At 42.8% G+C, this 24,038-nt stretch carries 23 protein-coding genes; 22 read left to right on the top strand and 1 reads right to left on the bottom strand.

Annotated features, from left to right (window positions below; all coding sequences use genetic code 11):
- Positions 1–3 precede the first annotated feature (3 nt).
- The 4 genes from ACMZ6Z_RS02305 (at position 4) to ACMZ6Z_RS02290 (ending at position 4,820) form a co-directional block, all read left to right on the top strand.
- Positions 4–948, top strand: a complete 945-nt coding sequence (locus ACMZ6Z_RS02305; protein ID WP_416131048.1) for an ABC transporter permease subunit — start codon at positions 4–6, stop codon at positions 946–948.
- An 11-nt stretch (positions 949–959) separates the two neighbouring features.
- On the top strand, positions 960–1,928 hold the full coding sequence (locus ACMZ6Z_RS02300) for a substrate-binding domain-containing protein (protein WP_416131047.1): 969 nt from the start codon (positions 960–962) through the stop codon (positions 1,926–1,928).
- A 94-nt stretch (positions 1,929–2,022) separates the two neighbouring features.
- Complete coding sequence (locus ACMZ6Z_RS02295) at positions 2,023–4,437, top strand: DNA translocase FtsK (RefSeq protein ID WP_416131046.1); 2,415 nt, start codon at positions 2,023–2,025, stop codon at positions 4,435–4,437.
- Positions 4,434–4,820 carry a VOC family protein gene (locus ACMZ6Z_RS02290; RefSeq protein ID WP_416131045.1) on the top strand — a complete coding sequence of 129 codons (387 nt, stop codon included), beginning with the start codon at positions 4,434–4,436 and terminating at the stop codon, positions 4,818–4,820. Before ACMZ6Z_RS02295 ends, ACMZ6Z_RS02290 begins: the two co-directional genes overlap by 4 nt.
- 92 nt (positions 4,821–4,912) lie before the next feature.
- Here ACMZ6Z_RS02290 and ACMZ6Z_RS02285 read toward each other — a convergent pair whose 3' ends face one another.
- Positions 4,913–5,251 (bottom strand): DUF3397 family protein, encoded by a 339-nt coding sequence (locus tag ACMZ6Z_RS02285; protein ID WP_416131089.1) that lies wholly within the window; start codon positions 5,249–5,251, stop codon positions 4,913–4,915.
- Positions 5,252–5,542: 291 nt separating this feature from the next.
- On the opposite strand from ACMZ6Z_RS02285, the gene rplK reads away from it, so the two are divergent.
- The 18 genes from rplK (at position 5,543) to tkt (ending at position 23,932) form a co-directional block, all read left to right on the top strand.
- A complete protein-coding gene (gene rplK, locus ACMZ6Z_RS02280) occupies positions 5,543–5,968 on the top strand; it encodes a 50S ribosomal protein L11 (protein ID WP_416131044.1) in 426 nt (141 codons plus the stop codon).
- Positions 5,969–6,070: 102 nt separating this feature from the next.
- Entirely contained in the window at positions 6,071–6,760 is a 690-nt protein-coding gene (rplA, locus tag ACMZ6Z_RS02275) for a 50S ribosomal protein L1 (protein ID WP_017770022.1), read from the top strand.
- 277 nt (positions 6,761–7,037) lie between these two features.
- On the top strand, positions 7,038–7,766 hold the full coding sequence (gene pyrH, locus ACMZ6Z_RS02270; protein WP_416131043.1) for a UMP kinase: 729 nt from the start codon (positions 7,038–7,040) through the stop codon (positions 7,764–7,766).
- An 18-nt stretch (positions 7,767–7,784) separates the two neighbouring features.
- Complete coding sequence (gene frr / locus ACMZ6Z_RS02265; protein ID WP_416131042.1) at positions 7,785–8,342, top strand: ribosome recycling factor; 558 nt, start codon at positions 7,785–7,787, stop codon at positions 8,340–8,342.
- Positions 8,343–8,440: 98 nt separating this feature from the next.
- On the top strand, positions 8,441–9,307 hold the full coding sequence (locus ACMZ6Z_RS02260) for a S1 RNA-binding domain-containing protein (protein ID WP_416131041.1): 867 nt from the start codon (positions 8,441–8,443) through the stop codon (positions 9,305–9,307).
- 18 nt (positions 9,308–9,325) lie between these two features.
- Positions 9,326–9,835 (top strand): peptide-methionine (S)-S-oxide reductase MsrA, encoded by a 510-nt coding sequence (msrA, locus tag ACMZ6Z_RS02255; RefSeq protein WP_416131040.1) that lies wholly within the window; start codon positions 9,326–9,328, stop codon positions 9,833–9,835.
- Positions 9,832–10,047 carry a YozE family protein gene (locus ACMZ6Z_RS02250; protein ID WP_416131039.1) on the top strand — a complete coding sequence of 72 codons (216 nt, stop codon included), beginning with the start codon at positions 9,832–9,834 and terminating at the stop codon, positions 10,045–10,047. Before msrA ends, ACMZ6Z_RS02250 begins: the two co-directional genes overlap by 4 nt.
- 125 nt (positions 10,048–10,172) lie before the next feature.
- Positions 10,173–11,327, top strand: a complete 1,155-nt coding sequence (gene nagA, locus ACMZ6Z_RS02245) for an N-acetylglucosamine-6-phosphate deacetylase (RefSeq protein ID WP_416131038.1) — start codon at positions 10,173–10,175, stop codon at positions 11,325–11,327.
- 242 nt (positions 11,328–11,569) lie between these two features.
- The gene (locus tag ACMZ6Z_RS02240) at positions 11,570–11,857 is read left to right on the top strand and encodes a hypothetical protein (protein ID WP_416131037.1); all 288 of its coding nucleotides are present in this window, start codon (positions 11,570–11,572) and stop codon (positions 11,855–11,857) included.
- Between the two features lie 318 nt (positions 11,858–12,175).
- Positions 12,176–13,096, top strand: a complete 921-nt coding sequence (gene glyQ, locus ACMZ6Z_RS02235; RefSeq protein ID WP_416131036.1) for a glycine--tRNA ligase subunit alpha — start codon at positions 12,176–12,178, stop codon at positions 13,094–13,096.
- Positions 13,097–13,250: 154 nt separating this feature from the next.
- A complete protein-coding gene (gene glyS / locus ACMZ6Z_RS02230) occupies positions 13,251–15,287 on the top strand; it encodes a glycine--tRNA ligase subunit beta (RefSeq protein WP_416131088.1) in 2,037 nt (678 codons plus the stop codon).
- Between the two features lie 259 nt (positions 15,288–15,546).
- Positions 15,547–15,804: a DUF896 family protein gene (locus ACMZ6Z_RS02225; RefSeq protein WP_416131087.1), complete on the top strand. Its 258-nt coding sequence runs from the start codon at positions 15,547–15,549 to the stop codon at positions 15,802–15,804.
- Between the two features lie 80 nt (positions 15,805–15,884).
- Positions 15,885–16,670 carry a TPM domain-containing protein gene (locus ACMZ6Z_RS02220; RefSeq protein ID WP_416131035.1) on the top strand — a complete coding sequence of 262 codons (786 nt, stop codon included), beginning with the start codon at positions 15,885–15,887 and terminating at the stop codon, positions 16,668–16,670.
- 102 nt (positions 16,671–16,772) lie between these two features.
- Positions 16,773–17,351 (top strand): LemA family protein, encoded by a 579-nt coding sequence (locus ACMZ6Z_RS02215; protein ID WP_416131086.1) that lies wholly within the window; start codon positions 16,773–16,775, stop codon positions 17,349–17,351.
- 237 nt (positions 17,352–17,588) lie between these two features.
- The gene (glpK, locus tag ACMZ6Z_RS02210; RefSeq protein WP_416131034.1) at positions 17,589–19,103 is read left to right on the top strand and encodes a glycerol kinase GlpK; all 1,515 of its coding nucleotides are present in this window, start codon (positions 17,589–17,591) and stop codon (positions 19,101–19,103) included.
- 3 nt (positions 19,104–19,106) lie between these two features.
- On the top strand, positions 19,107–20,936 hold the full coding sequence (gene glpO, locus ACMZ6Z_RS02205) for a type 1 glycerol-3-phosphate oxidase (RefSeq protein WP_416131033.1): 1,830 nt from the start codon (positions 19,107–19,109) through the stop codon (positions 20,934–20,936).
- 13 nt (positions 20,937–20,949) lie between these two features.
- On the top strand, positions 20,950–21,651 hold the full coding sequence (locus tag ACMZ6Z_RS02200; protein WP_416131032.1) for an MIP/aquaporin family protein: 702 nt from the start codon (positions 20,950–20,952) through the stop codon (positions 21,649–21,651).
- 292 nt (positions 21,652–21,943) lie between these two features.
- Positions 21,944–23,932 (top strand): transketolase, encoded by a 1,989-nt coding sequence (gene tkt, locus ACMZ6Z_RS02195; protein WP_416131031.1) that lies wholly within the window; start codon positions 21,944–21,946, stop codon positions 23,930–23,932.
- Positions 23,933–24,038 lie beyond the last annotated feature (106 nt).

Here is a 24,038-nt window from a genome sequence, read left to right as displayed (position 1 = left end):
AGTGTGAAACAAGTAATGAAGTATGTCTCAGAATTAACAACTCTGATTGCCTTAGCGGCATTGATGGTTGTGATCACAATGCTCAATCCCAATTTTTTAACCACCAACAATTTACTCAACTTACTCTTACAAGTAACAGCTAATGGGTTTATTGCTTTTGGGATGACTTTTGTTATCTTAACAGGTGGTATTGATTTATCAGTGGGATCTATTTTGGCCTTATCTAGTGCCATATCAGTAGGATTCATCGGTAGTGGTGTGCCTGTGCCTTTGGCTATTGTATTAGCATTAGTTTTAGGTGGCTTATTTGGACTTTTGAATGGTTTCTTGGTTTCTTTTGGGAAATTGGCACCCTTTATCGTGACACTGGCTACAATGACTATTTTTAGAGGGGCTACCTTGGTCTATACAAACGGTAATCCTATTACAGCTGGTCTTAGTGATAGCTTTCTTTTCCAATTTCTTGGACAAGGTTATATTGTTGGAATACCGTTTCCAGTTATCTTGATGTTCCTTGTCTTTATTTTATTATATGTGTTACTTCATAAAACAGCATTTGGGAAATCTGTATACGCTATAGGAGGTAATGAAAAAGCAGCGTATATCTCAGGTGTTAAATTAAATAAAGTAAAAATAATTATTTATACCATTTCTGGAATGATGGCAGCTTTATCAGGATTAATTATTACGTCTCGATTAAGTTCAGCTCAACCAACTGCGGGAGCTAGCTATGAGATGGACGCTATTGCGGCTGTTGTTCTTGGAGGAACTTCTCTGTCAGGAGGAAAGGGTCGTATTGTTGGAACCTTAATTGGTGCTCTTATTATCGGAGTTCTCAATAATGGTCTTAATATCATCGGTGTCTCAGCCTTCTGGCAACAAGTTGTTAAAGGTATTGTTATTCTCATCGCCGTGCTACTGGATCGCTTGAAAGTAGCTAATCAGTAAAGGAGTTTATCATGAAAATTATGAAACAGTTTGGCCGTGTACTGCTTGTTTTAAGTCTTCTTATCATCTTAGCTGCCTGTGGGAAAACAGGCTTGGATAATGGCTCAAGCAACTCAAATAAAGAAGTTACTAAAAAAGAAGCTAAAGATTTAAATCTTGGGGTATCTATTTCAACCACTAATAATCCTTATTTCGTAGCCATGAAAGAAGGTATCGATAACTATGCTAAAGATAAAAGTGTTAAGGTAAAAGTAGCGGATGCACAAGATGATGCGGCAAGACAAGCAGATGATGTGCAAAACTTTGTTAGCCAAAATGTCGATGCGATTTTGATTAATCCTGTTGATTCAGATGCTATCGTACCAGCTATCAAAGCAGCTAACTCAGCAAATATTCCTGTTATCTTAATCGACCGTGGCAGTAACGGTGGCGATGTCTTGACAACAGTTGCTTCAGATAACGTTGAAGCTGGTAAGATGGCAGCTGAATATATTATCAAAGAATTGGGTAAAGATGCTAAGACTTTTGAATTGTCAGGTGTCCCTGGAGCCTCAGCGACTGTAGACCGTGGCAATGGCTTTAATAAAGTGGCTAAAGACCAACTTGATATTTTATCAAGTCAATCTGCAAACTTTGACCGTGCCAAAGCATTGAATACGGCACAAAACATGATTCAAGGTCATAAGGATGTTCAAGCTATCTTTGCACAAAATGATGAAATGGCTATGGGAGCAGCTCAAGCTGCCAAAGCAGCTGGACTTGAAAATGTTTTGATTGTTGGGATTGATGGTCAACCAGATGCTCATGATTCCATCAAAAAAGGAGCCATGTCAGCAACTATCGCCCAACAACCAGCTAAAATGGGAGAAATCGCTATCCAAGCTGCCATTGACCACTACCAAGGCAAAAAAGTCGAGAAACAAACTGTTTCACCAATCTTCCTTGTGACAAAAGATAATGTTGATGAGCACAACTGGTAAGCATAAGGACAGCTTGTTTCTTTTATCAAATGAATAAATGTGTGGGGTTGGGATTTTTATCTCAGCCTCTTTTTAAATATGCTATAATGGTGTCATGGCAAAATCAACATCAAAAACAAAGACTACTAAAAAACGCCGTCCCACCAAGGCGGAAATCGCAAAGCAAGCGGCTATTAGACGCATGATGCTTAGCGTTTTATTAGGTGTTATTCTTTTCTTCGGATTGATTCGTCTGGGGATTTTTGGGGTAACCGTCTATAATATCATTCGTTTTTTTGTGGGCAGCTTGGCTTATCCAGCTATTGTTTTAATCTTTTTGAACTTATTTGGCTTTAAATGGTTTCAAAGACACGAAGGGATGATGACAGGTCTTGTCACACTCTTTGTGGGTCTTCTTTTAGAGTGGCATGCCTATCTTTACACCCAACCTTTTTTGCAGGGGCAGGAAGTTTTTAAATCAACCTCGCGTTTAATCTATAGAGATCTCAGTCATTTTAGCGTAACCCAGTTTTTAGGGGGAGGGATGTTTGGTGCCCTTTTATACAAGCCGACAGCTTTTTTGTTGACGAATATCGGCTCCTTCTTCATTGGTTTCTTGATTATTGTGATGGGTTTGTTGCTCATCAGCCCTTACGATCTTTATGATTTGTTTGCATTTTGCCGCCAAAAGCGTGACGAATGGTCGGTTAAGCACGAGCTTAAAAAGCAAGAACGTTTTGCGCGTCGAGAAGAAAAGCGACAATTAGCCTTAGCCAAAAAGGAGCAAGAACAAGCCGAAAAAGCTCAGTTAGAACACTTAGCCTCACTTCATGTTGACTTGGAGACGGGTGAGATCTTAGAAGATCTGACTCCTAAGAAAGATGAAGCTCAAGAAACGCAAGCCGAGACAGCAATTGAGATTCTTAGCTATGGGTTAGAGGACGAATCGGTCGATCCTTTAATGCCTGAGTCCCCCAAAGCCTCCCGCCAGCCATCTTATCCTGAGCTAGGGGGTATTGATTTAGATAACTTAGATAATCAATCTCAACCGCAGCTGACGGTCGATTTTACTGCAAAAGAAGCTCTCAACTACCAACTACCTGGCATTGATCTGTTTGCGGCAGATAAGCCAAAAAGTCAGGCAAAGGAAAAAAATATCGTTCGTCAAAACATCAAAATCCTTGAAGATACCTTTAAGAGCTTCAATATTGATGTCAAGGTAGAGCGAGCCGAGATTGGGCCATCTGTTACCAAGTATGAGGTCAAACCAGCCGTAGGTGTTCGCGTTAACCGTATCTCAAACCTAGCGGATGATTTGGCGCTTGCCTTAGCTGCGAAGGATGTGCGTATCGAAGCTCCCATACCTGGAAAGTCCTTGGTCGGTATTGAGGTTCCTAACTCAGAAATTGCGACCGTTTCCTTCCGTGAGCTTTGGGAGCAATCCAGTGCTAAACCTGAAAACCTCTTGGAAATCCCACTCGGTAAGGCTGTTAATGGCACTGCTCGTAGTTTCGATCTTTCCAAGATGCCCCACCTCCTTGTTGCCGGGTCAACAGGTTCAGGTAAATCCGTCGCTGTTAATGGGATTATTTCTAGTATTTTGATGAAGGCTCGTCCGGATCAGGTTAAATTCCTTATGGTTGATCCTAAGATGGTGGAATTATCTGTTTACAATGACATCCCTCATCTCCTCATTCCCGTTGTGACCAATCCTCGTAAGGCTAGCAAAGCCCTACAAAAAGTGGTTGATGAAATGGAAAACCGTTACGAACTCTTTAGCCAATTTGGCGTTCGAAATATTGCAGGTTACAATGCTAAAGTGGATTCCTGGAATGCGACATCAGAAGAGAAGCATATCCCGCTACCTTTGATTGTTGTTATTGTCGATGAATTGGCTGACTTGATGATGGTTGCCAGTAAGGAAGTGGAAGATGCCATTATTCGTCTGGGACAAAAAGCGCGTGCAGCAGGTATCCACATGATCCTAGCCACGCAGCGACCGTCGGTTGATGTCATCTCTGGTTTGATCAAAGCTAACGTCCCATCTCGTGTGGCTTTTGCGGTATCGTCTGGTACGGATAGCCGAACCATCTTGGATGAAAACGGGGCTGAAAAATTACTGGGTCGTGGCGATATGCTCTTTAAACCCATCGATGAAAATCATCCCGTGCGTCTGCAAGGTTCTTTTATCTCAGATGATGAAGTCGAAAGCATCGTGACCTTTATTAAGGCTCAAGCAGAGGTTGAGTATGATGATTCTTTTGATCCAGGAGAAGTGACAGAGGCAGATATGACAGGCTCGAGTGGTGGCGGAGCTTCCGAAGGAGATCCTCTCTTTGAAGAGGCTAAGGCTTTGGTACTAGAAACACAGAAAGCAAGTGCTTCGATGATTCAACGTCGTTTATCAGTTGGTTTCAATCGTGCGACTAGGCTCATGGAAGAGTTAGAAGAAGCAGGTGTCATCGGACCAGCAGAAGGCACCAAACCGCGTAAGGTTTTGCAACCTAATCATCAAAAGGAGTCGTTATGAAACTAGATTGCATTCATCACATTGCCATTATTGGCAGTGATTATGATAAGACCCGTCATTTTTACTGTGATCTTTTAGGCTTTGAGTTATTAGAAGAACATTTTCGCCCAGAAAAAAAAGACATTCTCTTTAATGTCCGTCAAGGTCAGCTTGTTTTGGAAATTTTTATCAAACCGGATGCCCCTAAGCGCCCTGCATTGCCCAATCCAGAACACCAGGGTCTTCGCCATCTGGCATTCAAGGTGTCGGATGTGAGGGCTTGCTTGGAAGTTTTTGACCGCTTAGGCATCCATCATGGGCCTTTACGTCTGGATGATTTTGATGGCAAAAAGATGGCCTTCTTCTTTGATCCAGACGGTCTACCGCTTGAAATTCATGAATAATGAAAAGAGAGACTGGGCAAGCCCAGTCTCTCTTAAATGATCCTCGAAAACTTTTTTAAGAAGTGAGTGATGATTTTAAAGCTATTTCCTTTTTAAGGTTGTTTAAAAAGAATAATCAGGACGGCTAAGTAAAAGAAGAAGCTAACGAAAAATCCCATACGCCAGAAAACCTTAAACCATCTGGAATAATGAAAAACTCCCTGACGTTTGTAAATCCAGACAGCCACAAACATGGCCAAAACTGACATGATACTAAGGTAGTGAAAGAAAAAACTGTGTTCAAAAAATACCGAAGAGCTATAAACCATCATGAAAACATACAGAGGCAGTGCTAAGTCTGTAAAGATTATCTTTAACTTATTCAACCGTAATAGGCGACATAAAATAAAGGTAAAGATAGGGATTAGACCTAAGAAGGCCGCATAGATCATTTTTAATAATGTAGGTGACATATTCTTATTGTAACCTTTCTGATGACACTTGTAAATGACTTTTCTAAGACTGTAACAATAACCTAGCTTTTGTTTGCCAAGTATTTGTCATAAAAGACAGCTGGCTGCTAGAACAGGTAGTTTTGTGGAAGACTGGCTTCATTTTTTAGTGTCAAAAGCTTGTCAAAAATAGTTTTTTAAGGTAAAATAATTTTTGTATGCGTAATAGCGTGCTTGTGGGAGGTAAAAATCTTTAATTACCGTCAAAACCACAATAGGAGGATTTTATTCATGGCTAAGAAAGTCGAAAACATTGTAAAACTTCAAATTCCTGCCGGTAAAGCGACACCAGCTCCACCAGTTGGACCAGCACTTGGTCAAGCAGGTATCAACATCATGGGATTCACCAAAGAGTTTAACGCTCGTACAGCTGATCAAGCTGGTATGATTATCCCTGTTGTTATCTCAGTATACGAAGACAAATCATTTGATTTCGTTACAAAAACACCGCCAGCTGCTATTCTTTTGAAAAAAGCTGCAGGTGTTGAAAAAGGTTCTGGTGAGCCAAACAAAACGAAAGTGGCATCAGTTACTCGTGCACAAGTACAAGAAATTGCTGAAACTAAAATGCCAGATTTGAACGCAGCGTCAGTTGAGTCTGCTATGCGTATGATTGAAGGTACTGCTCGTTCTATGGGATTCACTGTTACTGACTAATCAGTAAAGAAACCCTGAGCCCGCTAAACGTCATCGCCTCTTTCGATGAGTGACGTGGGAGATGAAAATCGCTATGACCACATGACAAGGAGAATTTTTATAATGGCTAAAAAAAGTAAACAAATGCGTGCTGCGCTTGAAAAAATTGACAGCACAAAAGCTTACAGCGTTGAAGAAGCTGTAGTGCTTGCTAAATCAACAAACTTCGCAAAATTTGATGCAACAGTTGAAGTATCATACAACCTTAACATCGATGTTAAGAAGGCTGACCAACAAATCCGTGGTGCAATGGTATTGCCCGCTGGAACTGGTAAAACATCTCGCGTTCTTGTTTTTGCGCGTGGTGCGAAAGCTGAAGAAGCTAAAGCAGCTGGTGCTGACTTTGTTGGTGAAGATGATCTTGTTCAAAAAATCCAAGGTGGTTGGTTAGACTTTGACGTTGTTATCGCTACACCTGATATGATGGCAGTTGTTGGTCGTCTTGGACGTGTTCTTGGACCTCGTAACCTTATGCCAAACCCTAAAACTGGTACTGTAACGATGGATGTTGCTAAAGCCGTTGAAGAGTCTAAAGGTGGTAAAATCACTTACCGTGCTGACAAAGCTGGTAACGTTCAAGCGCTTATTGGTAAAGTATCATTTGAAGACGAGAAATTGGTTGAAAACTTTAAAGCTCTTAACGATGTTATCGTTAAAGCAAAACCATCAACAGCTAAAGGGACTTACATCACAAACTTGACACTAACAACTACTCAAGGTGTTGGTATCAAGGTTGATCCTAACTCACTTTAAGACATATCACATGAAAAGCTAGAGACTTTTGTCTTGGCTTTTTAATGTTTCATGCTGACAGGTGTTATTGATAGAAGGAATTTTGACAAGTTTTCTAATAGCCTTTAATTCTAATCTGGTTTCATCTAGTTCAGTTTGATTGTGGTTGATGTTATAACTCATGTTAACGGTAAAAATTAAACCAGTCATTCAGATAATAAGACTATTAAATAGCCTTAATTTATGATAAAATAGTAAAGATGAAGATGTCTTATCAATGAATATTGAGGAGTAAAACATGGTTCAACCAAAGTATAAACGTGTTTTGATAAAATTATCGGGTGAGGCCTTGGCTGGTGAACGTGGTATAGGAATTGACTTGCCGACGGTTCAGGCCATGGCCAGAGAGATTAAAGAAGTTGCTGAGTCTGGTGTTGAAGTAGCTCTTGTTATTGGAGGCGGTAACTTGTGGCGTGGCGAACCAGCAGCTCAGGCTGGTATGGATCGTGTGCAAGCAGACTATACGGGTATGCTTGGGACAGTGATGAATGCCCTTGTAATGGCTGATAGCCTTCAACAAGAGGGGATTGATACTCGCGTTCAAACAGCTATTGCGATGCATAACGTCGCAGAACCCTATATTCGTGGACGCGCACTACGTCATCTTGAAAAGGATCGTGTGGTGATTTTTGGCGCAGGTATTGGCTCACCTTACTTTTCAACGGATACAACAGCGGCTCTTCGTGCGGCGGAGATTGAGGCAGATGCCATTTTGATGGCTAAAAACGGGGTTGATGGCATTTATAATGATGACCCACGCCACAATGCTGATGCTGTTAAGTTTGATGAATTAACTCATGGTGAAGTGATTAAGCGTGGTCTTAAAATCATGGATGCCACTGCATCAGCTATCTCGATGGACAATGATATCGATTTGGTTGTCTTTAACATGAATCAACCAGGCAATATCAAACGTGTGGTTTTTGGTGAGCATATCGGAACCACAGTATCTAATAAAGCAGAATAAGAAAGTAGAGGATAAGGTATGACAACAGACATTATTACAAACACAAAAGAACGCTTTGAACAATCGCATCAATCATTGGCACGTGAGTTGGCTGGGATTCGTGCTGGACGTGCTAATGCCAGTTTATTAGACCGTATTCAAGTGGACTATTACGGAGCACCGACACCGCTTAACCAGTTAGCTTCTATCACTGTACCCGAGGCTCGTGTGCTTTTGATTTCACCATTTGATAAATCGTCGATCAAAGACATTGAGCGTGCCATCAATGAATCTGATCTTGGGATCAATCCTGCTAATGATGGATCTGTTATTCGCTTGGTGATTCCACCTCTCACTGAAGAGACACGTCGAGATCTTGCTAAAGAAGTGAAAAAAATCGGGGAAAACTCAAAAGTAGCCATTCGTAATATCCGTCGCGATGCCATGGATGATGCTAAAAAGCAAGAAAAAGCTAGCGAGATTACCGAGGATCAGCTACGTGGTCTCGAAAAAGATATCCAGGCAGCTACTGATGATGCTGTGAAGCATATTGATAGCATGGTTGCTAACAAAGAAAAAGAACTCCTTGACGTTTAAGCGTTGATGAGGATGACCAAAAAAAGCGGTGTGATGAAAGACCCGAATGGGCGATTTTGTCCAACTGCTTTTTTCGTAAAGAAGAATCGAGAAATAAGATGAAGGCATTATTAGGAACGGTTATCAGTGGCTTGATAACAGACGAAAACACGCACTATTATATGGTGCAAAAAGATGGTGTGACATTTGCCCTTGCTAAAGAAGAAGGCGAGCATGAGCTTGGGGAGTTGGTCAAGGGCTTTGCCTATACCGATATGAAACAAAATGTGCGTTTGACCACTAAGGAGATATCGTCAACGACAACTAGCTATGGCTGGGGGACAGTCAGTGATGTGCGTCGTGATTTGGGTGTTTTTGTTGATACTGGTATTCCAGACAAGGAGATTGTGGTTTCCTTAGACCTTTTGCCAGAGATGAAAGAACTGTGGCCTAAAAAAGGAGATCGCTTATACCTAAGATTGGATGTTGACCATAAAGATCGCATCTGGGGCATACCAGCTGAAGCGGATGTTTTTCAAAAAATGGCTGGTCCTGCCTATGACAACATGCAAAATCAGAATTTACCAGCGATTGTTTACCGCCTCAAACTATCGGGTACTTTTGTTTACCTACCAGACAACAATATGCTAGGCTTTATTCATCCGAGTGAGCGCTATCAAGAACCACGCCTGGGTCAGGTGCTTGATGCTCGTGTTATTGGTTTTCGTGAGATTGATCGCACCTTGAACCTGTCCCTAAAGCCTCGTTCCTTTGAGATGCTGGAAAATGATGCTCAGATGATCATGACCTACTTGGCATCAAATGGTGGTTTTATGACGCTTAATGACAAATCAGCCCCAGATGATATTATGGCAACATTTGGGATTTCCAAAGGGCAGTTCAAAAAAGCCCTAGGTGGCTTGATGAAGGCTAAAAAAATCAAACAAGACGCCATGGGAACGACACTGATTGATGAGTTCATATAGAGAAAGTGAGGAGAATCCTTGGAAAGAGCAATATTTGCAGGTGGTTGCTTCTGGTGTATGGTGCAACCTTTTGAAGAGCAAGAAGGCATTTTATCGGTTCGTAGTGGCTATACAGGAGGGCATGTGCCAAACCCGACTTACGAAGAAGTATGTCGTCACCAAACAGGGCATACAGAGGCTGTTGAAATCATTTTTGACCCTGAAAAAATAAGCTATGAGGATTTGGTAGCCTTATATTGGGCACAAACAGATCCGACAGATGCCTTTGGTCAGTTTGAAGATCGTGGTGATAATTATCGTCCGGTTATTTACTATTGTGATCAGCATCAAAAAGACATCGCTGAACAGTCGAAAGCTGCTTTGCAAGCCTCTGGTCGCTTTGATAAGCCCATCGTCACAAGTATTGAGCCAGCTGAAACTTTTTATGAGGCAGAAGCCTACCATCAAGCCTTTTATCGAAAAAATCCAGAACGTTATGCAGCCTCAAGTGCTATTCGTCATCAGTTTCTAGAGGAGAATTGGCATTGAGAAAATCCTTTTACACATGGTTGATGACAAAGCGTCATTCTGAGGCTAATGATCCAGTTGCGCTTCTAGCTGATTTGGCATTTGATGACACAACCTTCCCTAAACACACTGATGACTTTGATACCATCAGTCGCTACTTAGAAGATGAGGCCAGTTTTGCCTTTAACTTAAGTCATTTTGACCATATCTGGGAAGATTATCTGGGACATTAAGGTTTTATTTGGCGATGCTTTGATGATTTTTTGACCAATTTAATGGTGATTTTTTTGGTATAGACCAGTTGAAAATTACCCAAAAGAGTGTATAATAGGAGAAAAGGATGAAAGCGGGTACATAGATGATGCAATACCTAAAAGCAGATCGATTTTATTTTGTGGATGGTGTCAAGGAGGGAGGCTACCTTCCTCTGAATGACGGTGTTTTTGGCACATGGCAAAGTCAAGCGCCAAGTGACGGTGAGATTTTAGACTATAGTGGCAAGCAAATTGCGCCAGGATTGGTGGATACTCATATTCATGGCTTTGCTGGTTGGGATGTGATGGATGCTTCTGCTGACGGGATCCATGCTATGAGTGAGGGCTTGTTATCAACAGGAGTTACCTCATTTTTACCAACAACCTTGACCTCTTCTTTTGAACAGTTAGAAAAAGTATCAGCTGTTCTTGCTGATGTAGCAGATGAGGTGAAAGGGGCCAAGATTCAAGGGATTTACTTTGAGGGGCCCTACTTCACTGAGGAGTATAAGGGTGCGCAAAACCCCGCCTATATGTTTGACCCAAGCTTAGAAGAATTTGACAAATGGCAAAAGGCAGCAGGCGGACGTATTAAGAAAATCGCTCTAGCACCAGAACGTCAAGGAGTGGAAGAGTTTGTCTCGACAGTGACTAAGCAGGGTGTTACAGTAGCACTTGGACATTCGAATGCTACTTATGAGCAGGCAAAAAAAGCAGTAGAGGCGGGTGCTTCTGTCTGGGTTCACGCTTATAATGGTATGCGTGGCTTGACTCATCGTGAGCCAGGCATGGTGGGTGCTGTTTACAACATCCCAGACACCTATGCTGAGCTCATCACTGATGGGCATCATGTCTCATCAGTTGCGAGTGAAATCTTGATGCGTGAGAAAGGCTGTGACCATGTTGCCTTGATTACTGACTGTATGCGTGCAGGTGGTCAGCCTGATGGGGATTATATGCTGGGAGAATTTCCAGTTATTGTTGAAAATGGTACCGCACGTCTAAAAGACAGTGGTAGTTTGGCAGGCTCTATCTTGCAGCTAAAAGATGGTCTAAAGAACGTTGTGGACTGGGGAATTGCCACACCTGAAGAAGCGATTAAGATGGCCTCTTACGTTCCAGCCAAGTCTGTTGGGATTGATCATGTTTGCGGTCAACTGACAGAGGGCTATGCTGCTGATTTCATTGTTTTAGATAAGGATTTAGCCTTGGTCGCAACCTACCTAGATGGGCAAAAAGTTTTTGAATCTGCTCTTTAATTAGACAGCTGCACCTTTTTTTGTTATAATAATCGCAAGAAAGAGGGTTGTGTCTTGTCAAAACCTTAAGCGAGTTCGGGACAGTGAGAGCCGAGTGGTAATGGGACATAATTGGAACTTTTGCCTACAATTCAAAAATAATGAAGTGATAAAATAGGGTGGGACCGCGTTTTAACGCCCCTATGTCGGTCAGGCATGGGAGTGAAGAAACGTGGTTTTTTATGATGATGAGGTATAAATAGATGGATGTTCATTACCTGGTGGCTAGCCAAGAGAAGCTAAAAAATTATCAGGATTTTTATCAAAAGCATCAATCCCAATTAGCAGCTTTTGAAGCATTTTTGAGAACACATTATGCTTTGGAAGAGTTACCGCAAATGATGGTTTTATCAAATATTGTGAGAGCGACCTCTGTTGTTCGTGACATAACGATACCTGCTTATACCAACGATACGAGGTTTGTTCAGTCCTCTATTTCCCACTACCAAAGGGAAGTGTTGGAGGAAAGTTACTTATCAGTCTCTGGCTAGATATTGTCAGTCGAACTGACAAACGGCAATCGCTGAGAAGCGACTTGCCTAGCTTATGCACTAGCTCGCTTTCAGCAGTAATATCGGCTGCTGACACTAAGGTCGCAAGAAATAAATATTTGAGAATGGAGAAATGTCATATCAACAAAAAATTGACCTTTCACAATGTCAGTAGCAGTTTTCTTCCAATGTTCGAACTACCAAAAGCTCATCGCTAGGACGACTGAGCTAGACACTGTACTAACGTGTCGTTTGCCAAAATATCGGCAACAAACGACTCTTGTCGCAAGAACTAAACATTTGAGAATGGAGAAATTTATGTCAACAAAAAAATTAACTTTTCAAGAAATTATCTTGACCTTACAACAATACTGGAATGACCAGGGCTGTATGCTGATGCAGGCTTATGATAATGAAAAGGGGGCGGGAACTATGAGTCCTTACACTTTCCTTCGCGCCATTGGTCCTGAGCCGTGGAATGCCGCTTATGTAGAACCATCACGTCGTCCAGCAGATGGTCGATACGGTGAAAATCCTAACCGCCTCTACCAACACCACCAATTCCAAGTGGTTATGAAGCCATCACCATCAAATATTCAAGAACTTTACCTTGAGTCTTTGGAAAAATTGGGGATCAATCCTTTAGAACACGATATCCGCTTTGTTGAAGATAACTGGGAAAACCCATCAACGGGATCAGCTGGTCTGGGTTGGGAAGTATGGCTTGATGGGATGGAAATCACCCAGTTTACCTATTTCCAGCAAGTTGGTGGTCTAGCAACATCACCAGTAACGGCTGAAGTGACTTACGGTTTGGAGCGTCTAGCCTCTTATATTCAAGAAGTTGACTCAGTCTATGATATTGAATGGGCGCCAGGGGTCAAATACGGTGAGATCTTCTTACAACCTGAATATGAGCATTCAAAATATTCCTTTGAAATCTCTAATCAAGACATGCTCCTAGAAAACTTTGAGACATTTGAAAAAGAAGCAGGTCGTGCCTTGGAAGCAGGGCTTGTGCATCCTGCCTATGACTATGTTTTAAAATGTTCTCATACCTTTAACTTACTGGATGCGCGTGGGGCGGTTTCTGTTACCGAACGTGCAGGGTACATTGCCCGCATTCGTAACTTAGCGCGTGTCGTTGCTAAAACCTTTGTGGCAGAGCGTAAAAAACTGGGATTCCCACTTCTTGATGACGAATCGCGTGCCAAACTCTTGGCTGAAGACGCAGAATAAGTAAAACAAGAAGCAGCTAAAAGAATCATTTCGGAGAAAGGAACTCAATAAGGGCTAGAGACGGTGTCAAAAAGCTAAAGAGCTACTAGGTGCAAGCACCTGTTGTGCTTTGCGACGTTGACAGTGTCCACTAAAGGCCCTTGGTATCTTAATGATGGTAAAAAATCTATTAATCGAACTTGGACTGGAGGAACTTCCAGCCTACGTTGTCACACCAAGTGAACAACAACTTGGAGAGCGCCTAGCTGCTTTCCTTAAAGATAAACGTCTTTCTTTTCAAGACATCAAGACTTTTTCAACACCTCGTCGTTTGGCGGCGCGTGTGACAGGTCTTGCGGATAAACAAACTGATTTGACAGAGGATTTCAAAGGCCCTGCTAAGAAAATTGCCCTTGATGAAGAGGGAAATTACACCAAAGCAGCCCAAGGTTTCGTTCGTGGCAAAGGATTGACGACAGATGACATCGAATTCCGTGAAGTCAAAGGTGTCGAATACCTCTATGTGACAAAAAACGAAGTTGGAAAACCAGCCCAAGAAGTTTTAGCGGACCTTCCCCAAGTGCTTAATCAAATGACCTTCCCAGTTAACATGCACTGGGCTAAAAATAGTTTTGAATACATCCGTCCGGTTCACACTTTGACGGTTCTCTTGGATGACAAGGCTTTGGACATGGATTTCTTAGATATTCATTCTGGTCGTGTTAGCCGTGGACATCGTTTCCTTGGTCAAGAAACGGAGATTGCTTCAGCGACCTCTTATGAAGATGACTTGCGTGCACAGTTTGTCATTGCTGATGCCAAAGAGCGTGAAGCTATGATTGTTGAGCAGATAAAGGCGATTGAAGCTGCGGAGAATGTTCAAGTGGAAATTGACCCAGATCTTCTTAATGAAGTCCTCAACTTAGTCGAATACCCCGCCGCTTTCATGGGTGCCTTTGACGCTAAGTACCTCGCCTTACCTGAGGAAGTTCTAGTTACCTCGATGAAAAATCACCAACGTTATTTTGTGGTTCGTGACCAAGATGGTAACTTGAAAGCTAATTTCATTTCCGTTCGTAATGGTAATGACCAATACATCGAAAACGTGGTTAAAGGAAATGAAAAAGTGCTTGTGGCACGTTTGGAAGATGGCGAATTCTTCTGGCGTGAAGACCAAAAACTCAAGATTGAAGATTTGGTGGCTAAGTTAGCTGATGTGACCTTCCATGAAAAAATTGGCTCTCTAGCTGAGCACATGAAACGCAGTAGGGTTATCGCTAAATACTTGGCTGAAAAAGTAGGCCTTTCATCAGATGAAGGTCAAGCAGTTGCTCGTGCCGCTCAAATCTATAAGTTTGACTTGTTGACCGGGATGGTGGGCGAGTTTGATGAATTGCAAGGGCTCATGGGTGAAAAATACGCCCTTCTTGCAGGTGAAGATGCAGCTGTTGCGACAGCCATTCGTGAACACTACCTGCCAAACTCAGCTGATGGAGACTTGCCAGAAACCAAAGTTGGTGCGGTCTTAGCTCTATCAGACAAGCTTGATACCCTTCTCTCATTCTTTTCAGTTGGTCTTATTCCATCAGGCTCAAACGACCCTTACGCTCTTCGTCGTGCAACAGCGGGTATTGTTCGTATCTTGGATGCCTTTGGTTGGGAAATGTCTCTTGACCAATTGATTGCTGATCTTTATGATCTGTCATTTGACAGTTTGTCTTATGCTAATCAAGCAGATGTTATGACCTTTATCCGTGCCCGTGTGGATAAAATGATTGATAGGGCTATTTCAAAAGACATTCGAACAGCTGTGCTTGATAGCACCAATCATGTGGTCACGGAGCAACTAGCTGCCAGCTCTGCCATTTTCCAAAAGTCAAAAGAAGCAGGCTACAAAGAAGCTGTTGAAAGCCTCTCGCGTGTCTTTAATCTGGCTGAAAAGGCTGAGCAGACAACTGTTGATGAAAGTCTCTTTGAAAATCAGCAAGAAAAGACTCTTTATGAAGCAGTCGAAGCTCTAGCTATTAGTCATGACATGACTGCTAATGTGGAAGCCCTCTTTGGTCTCGCACCAGTTATCACAGACTTCTTTGACCATACCATGGTCATGGTTGATGATCAAAAACTCAAATCCAATCGTCTTGCCATCTTGAAACGATTGGCAGACAAAGCCAGTCACGTGGCTATCTTCAATCAGTTGAACAGCAAATAAGAGTGATAGCAACCTGGTTGTGGTCATGCTTCTCATCAAAAAAGAAAGGAAGACTAAGGTTGTCATCTGAAATCATCCATTTTGAAAACACTCTATAGCATTGCTTTCCTAGCTTTATCTAATCAAGTGATGCTATTAGTGACGGTGGTTTTGAAGGCAACTAGAAAGCTTGAGGTGAGATAGACTGTCGAGGATGTCAATGTCCCCGATCAGTTTCCTAAAGACCAAGTGCTTTCGAATCGGTCTTAGTATTACAACATTGAATCAAGAAAAAATCAATCGTATCAATGAATTGGCTAAAAAGAAAAAAACAGTTGGTCTGACAGACCAGGAAAAACAAGAGCAGGAAAAACTACGTCGAGAATATATTGATGGCTATCGTCAATCTCTACGTCACCACATTGAAGGCATCAAGCTGGTTGATGAGGATGGCAATGACGTCACTCCTGAAAAACTACGTCAAATTCAACGTGAAAAAGGTTTACATGGACGTCATCTGGACAAGCCTAATTCCTAAAAGATGCTATGGCACATAAAAGGTCAAAAGGCCCTTTTTAGCTGGTTTTGTTGTATAATGAAAGCCAAGGAGGTCAATCTATGAAAAAAGCCATCATCAGTTCCCTTTTAATGATCTTAGTCGTCTTAGGTATGGCTGGGAGTCATGTTGAGGCAGAGCGTTCGATTCCTGATCGACCAACCAATGCAACAGTTCTCGATCCCAAGCATTATTTATCTCAAGAAACGATTGCTAAAATCAATCAGGAAAATGCGACTTGGCAGTCGACAAAAGAGCAATTACAAGTTGGAGTCTACCTGACGGATCATTTGCCAATGGATCTAGAATCCTTTTCCAATCAGCTCTTTCGCAAATGGCAAGTGGGTTATTCAGGGACCAATAACGGTACTCTTTTAGTGATTGCCATAGAGGACCGTCAATTTCGCATTGAAACCTCAGACAGGGCTTCGACTGTTTTGCCGGATGTTAGGGTAAAACGGATTTTGGATCAATCCAAAGATTTTTTCAGAAATGAGGATTATGACAATGGTGTTTTATACATCGTGGATGCCATGGGTGATGCCTTTTATGGAACTGAGCGTTCTCAGAAAAGGTTGTCTGAATTTCAAGAGAATCAAGAGCAAGCATCAGACGGTCTGGGTATTGGTGCGATCATCGTCATTGTGATTGTCGTCTTGATCCTTATCAAAGGAGGCAGAGGTGGCCGTGGCGGAGGCGGTCTCGGGAGCCTACTTTGGCTTTTAGCAAGCAGCTCATCATCTAGTTACTCAGGTCGCTCTGGCAGGGGGTCAGGCTCCTTTGGCTCTGGCGGCGGTGGCTGGTCAGGAGGCGGCGGAGGGGGTGGAGGTGCCTCTTCTGGCTGGTAATACGTTTTAACCATGAGATAGCCTCTTGCCTTGATACCCCCAAGTTTTATCATTGGGATTTTATGGTCTGGAGTGCTTTTCTTGAGGAGAAAGAAAGGAAATATTATGAAAAAGTTTTTACCTGTTTTAATACCGGTTATCGGTATTCTTATTCTTATAATGATTGGTGTTGGGCAATATAATGGTCTGGTTGATGCCCATGCTGAAGTGGAAAATGCTCAGGCTAATGTTGACACCCAGCTACAACGCCGCTATGACTTGATTCCCAATGTTGTTTCTGCTGTTAAAGGTTCAATGAAGCATGAAGAAAAAGTCTTTACAGAAATCGCCCAAGCGCGTGCCAAAATTGGCTCAAGCAAACAAGGCTCACCAGAGAACCGAGAAGCCCAGTCTGAACTTGATTCAGCAGTTTCTCGCCTATTGGTGTTGACCGAAAATTACCCTCAACTAAATGCCAATCAGCAGGTGTCTAATTTAATCACAGAGCTAGAAGGAACTGAAAACCGTATCTTAGTAGCACGTAAGGACTATAATACGGTAGCGACATCCTATAATCGTAAGATTCGTCGTTTTCCTGCCTCTATCTTTGCAGGAATATTTGGTTTTGACAAAGAGGAGCTCTTTAAAGCCTCTGACTTAGCAGCTACTACTGTACCAAGTGTTGATTTGTCTAGTGATTAACCCTAGATAAATACCTTTAGATTCGTTACATCAGTTGATGACCAAAACGAGATTGTCCTTAGAGACAGTCTCGTTTTGTCTTTGTTGACGCTATTTTTCACATGTCAATCATTTGTGAAAAAAGTATTTTAGAAAAAAGACAAAAAAGTAATGCAAAGTCAGCTAATTTTTGGTATAGTAAAAGAGTAACAAAAAGTAAGCGCTTACCAAAAATTGCATTACATTAGGAGGATAACAATGTCAAACGAAAAGTATATCATGGCTATTGATCAAGGGACAACAAGTTCTCGTGCCATTATTTTTAATCAAAAAGGGCAAAAAATAAGCAGTAGTCAAAAGGAGTTTCCACAGATTTTCCCACAAGCTGGCTGGGTAGAACATGATGCGAATCAAATTTGGAATTCGGTTCAATCGGTTATTGCAGGCTCTTTTATTGAGTCGGGGATTAAGCCTGATCAAATTGAGGCTATTGGAATTACCAACCAGCGTGAAACAACCGTTGTTTGGGATAAAGAAACAGGTCTCCCCATCTACAATGCGATTGTCTGGCAATCACGCCAAACAGCGCCACTGGCTGATCAACTCAAAAAAGAGGGTCATACGGAAATGATCCATGAAAAAACAGGTCTTGTTATTGATGCTTATTTTTCAGCGACTAAGGTGCGTTGGATCTTGGACAAGGTGCCAGGTGCGCAAGAGCGTGCTGAAAAAGGTGAGTTGCTCTTTGGGACGATTGATACCTGGTTGGTTTGGAAATTAACAGATGGGGCAGCTCATGTGACAGACTATTCGAATGCTGCACGTACCATGCTTTACAATATCAAAGATCTAAAATGGGATGACGAGATTTTAAGCATTCTCAACATTCCAAAAGCGATGCTCCCTGAAGTCAAGTCCAACTCAGAAATTTATGGCCATACCGCTTCTTTCCATTTTTATGGTGCTAGTGTTCCGATTTCGGGGATGGCTGGTGACCAACAGGCCGCTCTTTTTGGGCAATTAGCCTTTGAAAAAGGTAAGATTAAAAACACTTATGGCACAGGTTCTTTTATTGTCATGAATACTGGTGAGGAGATGCAATTATCTAAACACCATCTATTAACAACCATTGGTTATGGTATCAATGGTAAGGTTTATTATGCTCTTGAAGGATCGATCTTTATCGCAGGATCAGCCATTCAGTGGCTTCGCGATGGTCTTCGCATGATTGATCAGTCTCCTGACTCTGAAAAATTAGCCTTAAAATCACAAGGAGATGACGATATATTTGTTGTGCCTGCCTTTACTGGACTGGGTGCGCCATATTGGGATTCTAATGCCCGAGGTTCAGTCTTTGGCTTGACACGTGGTAGTAGTAAAGAAGATTTTGTCAAAGCAACCCTTCAGTCCATCGCTTACCAAGTCCGCGATGTTATTGATACCATGCAGTTGGACACAGGTATTGCCATTCCTGAACTTCGTGTGGATGGCGGGGCTGCTATGAATGATTATCTCATGCAGTTCCAGGCAGATATTCTAGGTATTGATATTGCTAGGGCTAAGAATTTGGAAACCACAGCTCTTGGGGCAGCTTTCTTAGCAGGATTGGCCGTGGGCTATTGGAAAGACATGGATGCTCTTAAGGAGCTCAATGAAACCGGTCAACTTTTCCAAGCCAGCATGAACGAGGCACGCAAGGAAAAATTATATAAAGGATGGAAACGTGCTGTGAGAGCAACGCAGGTTTATGCTGCTGATCAAGAGGAGGCGTAACAGATGGAGTTTTCAAAAGCAACAAGACAATTATCACTTCAAAAAATGAAGGATAGAAGGCTTGATGTCTTGATTATTGGTGGCGGTATCACGGGAGCAGGCTTGGCACTTCAAGCTGCAGCGAGTGGTTTGGACGTTGGGTTGATTGAAATGCAGGACTTCGCTGAAGGAACTAGTAGTAGATCCACTAAGTTAGTTCATGGCGGTCTTCGTTACCTCAAACAATTTGATGTGGAAGTGGTTGCTGATACGGTTTCTGAGCGTGCCGTCGTTCAGCGGATCGCCCCCCATATTCCCAAACCAGATCCCATGCTCCTGCCCATCTATGATGAGGAAGGCACCACCTTCAATATGCTTAGCTTGAAGGTTGCCATGAATCTTTATGACTCATTGGCTGAAGTCGCTCCTGATTCCCCCTTTGCTAATAAGGTATTAAGCAAACAAGAAGTGTTAGAGCGTGAGCCTGATTTGAAGGCAGAAGGACTTCTTGGTGGTGGTGTTTACCTTGACTTTCGTAATAATGATGCCCGCTTAGTGATTGAAAATATCAAACGTGCCAATCGTGATGGCGCTCTTATTGCTAGCCATGTCAAGGCCGAAGATTTCTTAAGAGATGACAATGATAAAGTGATTGGCGTTAAAGCCAAGGATCTTCTTACGGGAGAGACCCTTGCTATTGCGTCACGTGTGGTCATTAATGCGACAGGTCCATGGTCTGATATGATTAGAAACTTTGGGAATCCTGACAATCCGATCCACCAAATGCGTCCAACAAAGGGCGTTCATCTGGTTGTTGATCGTAAGCGGCTTAATGTTTCACAACCTGTCTATGTGGACACTGGACTCAATGATGGACGCATGGTTTTCGTACTCCCTCGTGAGGATAAAACCTACTTTGGAACAACGGATACGGATTACCAAGGAGACATTCAACACCCAAGCGTTACCAAAGAGGATGTGGATTACCTCATTGACATCATTAACAAACGCTTCCCCAAAGCGCATATCACAGTCGATGATATCGAAAGTAGCTGGGCAGGGTTGCGCCCACTGCTTTCGGGCAATCATGCTTCAGACTATAATGGTGGTAATTCTGGTAAGCTCAAGGACGAGAGTTTTGATGCTTTGATTGCAGCTGTCAAGGCTTACCTTAATCAAGAAAAATCTCGTCAAGACGTTGAAGAGGTCATCGGGAACATGAGTACCTTGTCTTCTGAGAAAGAACTCAGTCCATCAGCTGTTTCACGTGGCAGCAGCTTTGATCGTGATGATAATGGCGTCTTTACCCTTGCTGGTGGTAAAATCACCGACTACCGTAAAATGGCAGAAGGGGCTCTCAAGCAGGTTTTACATGTTCTTGAACAGGAGTTTGATCGCCACTTTGAACTGATGAATTCAAAGACCTATCCAGTTTCTGGCGGTGAGTTGAATCCCACTAATGTGGATGATGAGCTTGAAACCTATGCCCAGCTAGGTGTCTTAAGCGGTCTTGAAATGGACGATGCTCGTTATCTCGCCAACCTCTATGGCTCAAATGTTCCCAAAGTCTATCAGTTAGCTAGGACAGTTGAGCCAGCACCGGGGCTTGACTTGAAAGAAACCCTGTCCCTTCATTATGCCATGGATTATGAAATGGCCTTGAGACCATCTGATTTCTTCTTGCGTCGAACCAACCACATGCTCTTTAAGCGTGATGGCTTAGATGCCTTGGTAGAACCAGTTATAGATGAAATGAGCAAGCATTTAGAATGGTCAACAGAAGAAAAAGCCCAGCAAAAGGCTGATTTTTACCTCATTCTTGCCGAAAATGATTTAGAAGCTTTGAAAGCTTAAGAAAGGAAAACAGATGGATATTTTTGGAGAATTTTTAGGAACAGCAATCTTGATTCTACTTGGTAATGGGGTGGTGGCAGGCGTTGTGTTACCCAGAACCAAAAGCCATGCGGCTGGCTGGATAGTGATTACGATGGGTTGGGGTCTGGCTGTGACGATGGCTGCTTTTATTTCAGGTACGATTGCACCAGCCCACCTGAATCCTGCTGTCAGTCTAGCCTTTGCTTTAAAAGGAGATATTTCTTGGGCAACTGCCTTGATTTATAGCTTGGCACAAGTCTTAGGTGCCATGGTTGGGTCTTTGATGGTTTATTTACAATTCAAACCTCATTATGATGTCGCACAAGAACCAGGAGACATCTTGGCAACGTTTGCGACAGGGCCAGCCTTACCAAATCTTTTTTCAAACTTTTTATCAGAAGTTTTAGGAACCTTGATTTTAGTGTTAGCAATTTTGACCATTGGGACTTATGATATGCCAGCGGGCTTAGCAACGATTGGTGTCGGGCTTTTGGTGATCAGTATTGGTTTGTCACTGGGTGGGACAACAGGCTATGCCATCAATCCAGCGCGTGACTTTGGACCACGTCTTCTTCATGCCATACTACCAATCAAGCAAAAAGGAGATTCAGACTGGACTTACTCATGGATTCCTGTCTTAGGTCCGATTGTCGGAGGATTTTTAGCGATATTCCTCTTTAACCTAATGATGTAGTCGTTAATGATAATGCTTTAGAGGCTGGGATAACTATCCTGGCCTTTAGCTTATCCTTAGAACCTGTCTTCATCATTGAGGACTTGACTTGTTAAAACAGGTTCTTAGACTCTTTGAAAATCCTCTCAAAAGACCTCATCGCCTTACTGAACGAAAATACTACCTAGAATTTTGCGACAAGTCTATTTTGATTGTTGTGCATAGGGGAAACCTGTTGATTTTTATGGTATAATAAAAACGATAACACAATTTATCTTCAGTGGCTTAGCCATGTTGTCATAAAGGAGGAATTATGACTTTTGATGCAGTTGATCAATTAGCGATCAATACCATTCGCTCACTCTCAATGGATATGATCCAAAAGGCCAATTCAGGTCATCCAGGACTGCCTATGGGAGCAGCTCCGATGGCTTATGTTCTTTGGAATCACTTTTTGACGATCAATCCAAAAACCAGTCGTTCCTGGTCCAACCGTGATCGTTTTGTCTTATCTGCGGGTCACGGTAGTGCCTTAATGTATAGTTTGCTTCATTTATCAGGCTACGATGTCTCGATGGAAGATCTCAAGCAATTCCGTCAATTTGGCTCAAAAACACCAGGTCATCCAGAGGTCAATCACACAGATGGTGTCGAAGCGACTACTGGTCCACTTGGGCAAGGGATTGCCAATGCTGTGGGGATGGCTATGGCAGAGGCTCATCTAGCAGCCAAGTACAACAAGCCTGACTTTAACATTGTCGATCACTATACCTTTGCCCTAAATGGCGACGGGGATTTGATGGAAGGTGTTTCTCAAGAGGCTGCCAGTCTCGCGGGGCATTTGAAATTAGGCAAGTTGATACTTCTTTATGATTCAAATGACATCTCCTTGGATGGGCCGACATCAATGGCCTTCACCGAAGATGTCAAGGGGCGTTTTGAGGCTTACGGTTGGCAACATCTTTTGGTTGAAGATGGCAATGACTTGGAGGCTATTGCTCAGGCTATCGAAGTGGCAAAAGCAGAGACAGACAAGCCTACAATGATTGAGATCAAAACCATTATTGGTTACGGTGCTAAAAATCAAGGAACATCAGCTGTTCACGGCGCACCTCTTGGTGATGAGGGAATTGCTTATGCCAAAGACGTTTATGGCTATGATTACCCAGCTTTTACAGTTCCAGAAGAAGTATCAAATCGTTTTGCGAGCGGTTTGCAAGCACGTGGGGAAAAAGCAGAGGCAGCCTGGCATGACCTCTTTGCGCAATACGAAAAAACCTATCCTGAGTTAGCAGCAGACTATAAGGCGGCCTTTGAAATGAAACCAATCGAGGTGACACTGGATGGGCATTCAGTCGGCGAGAGTTCTGCTAGCCGTGTGACCAGTCAAGCTGCTATTCAACAAATTTCAGATCAGGTCTCTCATTTCTGGGGTGGGTCTGCCGATCTTTCCGCTTCAAACAACACTATGGTCAAAGCCGAAGCAGACTTTCAGCCTGGCAACTACCAAGGTCGTAATATCTGGTTTGGTGTGCGCGAATTTGCCATGGCAGCTGCGATGAATGGTATCGCACTCCACGGTGGTAGCCGTGTTTATGGAGGAACCTTCTTCGTCTTTTCAAACTACCTTTTACCTGCCGTTCGTTTGGCAGCTCTTGCGGAGTTGCCGACGGTTTATGTCATGACACATGATTCCGTTGCGGTAGGAGAGGATGGGCCGACACATGAGCCTATCGAACAATTAGCTAGCGTTCGCTCTATGCCAAATCTTAACGTCATCCGTCCGGCTGATGGTAACGAAGTTAACGCCGCTTGGAAACGTGCTTTACGTGAAACCAAGACGCCAACCATGCTTGTGTTAACCCGCCAAAACTTGCCAGTACTTGAGGGAACAGCTGACTTAGCTGAAGAAGGACTCAACAAGGGGGCTTATATTCTGTCTGAGGCCAAAGGTGACCTGGATGGGATTATCATTGCTACTGGTTCAGAAGTCGCGTTAGCACTTGAGACGCAACAAGCACTAGCGACAGAAGGTATCCATGTTCGGGTGGTGTCTATGCCTTCACAAAATCTCTTTGATGCGCAAAGCCCAGACTATAAGGAGGCTGTCCTTCCAAGTGCCGTCACCAAACGTTTAGCGATTGAGGCTGCGGCAAGCTATGGCTGGGAGCGCTACACAGGTTTACACGGGGCTACTTTGACCATTGATACCTGGGGATTATCTGCACCAGGAGATCGTATCTTTGAAGCCTATGGTTTCACCGTTGATAATGCCATGAAGCTCTATAAAGCCTTATCCTAATGACCCTTAACTAGCTTGATATCGTCTTTTGAATTAACTTTAATAATCTTTGTTTTTTGATTTCTAGGCTCAGACCTCAAAACCTCATTGTGAGGCTTTGAGTTGT

The organism is Streptococcus pluranimalium (assembly GCF_047785705.1).
In the GTDB taxonomy this organism is placed as follows: domain Bacteria; phylum Bacillota; class Bacilli; order Lactobacillales; family Streptococcaceae; genus Streptococcus; species Streptococcus pluranimalium_A.
Note: the sequence above shows the minus strand (reverse complement) of the source record. Positions and strands in the feature narration are given on the sequence as shown.

Coding starts and splice junctions, on each gene's coding strand:
- frr (WP_416131042.1), top strand. CDS start 7,785: ATGACAACAGACATTATTACAAACACAAAAGAACGCTTTGAACAATCG.
- glpK (WP_416131034.1), top strand. CDS start 17,589: ATGTCAAACGAAAAGTATATCATGGCTATTGATCAAGGGACAACAAGT.
- nagA (WP_416131038.1), top strand. CDS start 10,173: ATGATGCAATACCTAAAAGCAGATCGATTTTATTTTGTGGATGGTGTC.
- glyS (WP_416131088.1), top strand. CDS start 13,251: ATGGTAAAAAATCTATTAATCGAACTTGGACTGGAGGAACTTCCAGCC.
- tkt (WP_416131031.1), top strand. CDS start 21,944: ATGACTTTTGATGCAGTTGATCAATTAGCGATCAATACCATTCGCTCA.
- glpO (WP_416131033.1), top strand. CDS start 19,107: ATGGAGTTTTCAAAAGCAACAAGACAATTATCACTTCAAAAAATGAAG.
- rplK (WP_416131044.1), top strand. CDS start 5,543: ATGGCTAAGAAAGTCGAAAACATTGTAAAACTTCAAATTCCTGCCGGT.
- ACMZ6Z_RS02285 (WP_416131089.1), bottom strand. CDS start 5,251: ATGATCTATGCGGCCTTCTTAGGTCTAATCCCTATCTTTACCTTTATT.
- ACMZ6Z_RS02200 (WP_416131032.1), top strand. CDS start 20,950: ATGGATATTTTTGGAGAATTTTTAGGAACAGCAATCTTGATTCTACTT.
- ACMZ6Z_RS02300 (WP_416131047.1), top strand. CDS start 960: ATGAAAATTATGAAACAGTTTGGCCGTGTACTGCTTGTTTTAAGTCTT.
- glyQ (WP_416131036.1), top strand. CDS start 12,176: ATGTCAACAAAAAAATTAACTTTTCAAGAAATTATCTTGACCTTACAA.
- rplA (WP_017770022.1), top strand. CDS start 6,071: ATGGCTAAAAAAAGTAAACAAATGCGTGCTGCGCTTGAAAAAATTGAC.
- ACMZ6Z_RS02260 (WP_416131041.1), top strand. CDS start 8,441: ATGAAGGCATTATTAGGAACGGTTATCAGTGGCTTGATAACAGACGAA.
- pyrH (WP_416131043.1), top strand. CDS start 7,038: ATGGTTCAACCAAAGTATAAACGTGTTTTGATAAAATTATCGGGTGAG.
- ACMZ6Z_RS02220 (WP_416131035.1), top strand. CDS start 15,885: ATGAAAAAAGCCATCATCAGTTCCCTTTTAATGATCTTAGTCGTCTTA.
- ACMZ6Z_RS02290 (WP_416131045.1), top strand. CDS start 4,434: ATGAAACTAGATTGCATTCATCACATTGCCATTATTGGCAGTGATTAT.
- ACMZ6Z_RS02295 (WP_416131046.1), top strand. CDS start 2,023: ATGGCAAAATCAACATCAAAAACAAAGACTACTAAAAAACGCCGTCCC.
- ACMZ6Z_RS02240 (WP_416131037.1), top strand. CDS start 11,570: ATGGATGTTCATTACCTGGTGGCTAGCCAAGAGAAGCTAAAAAATTAT.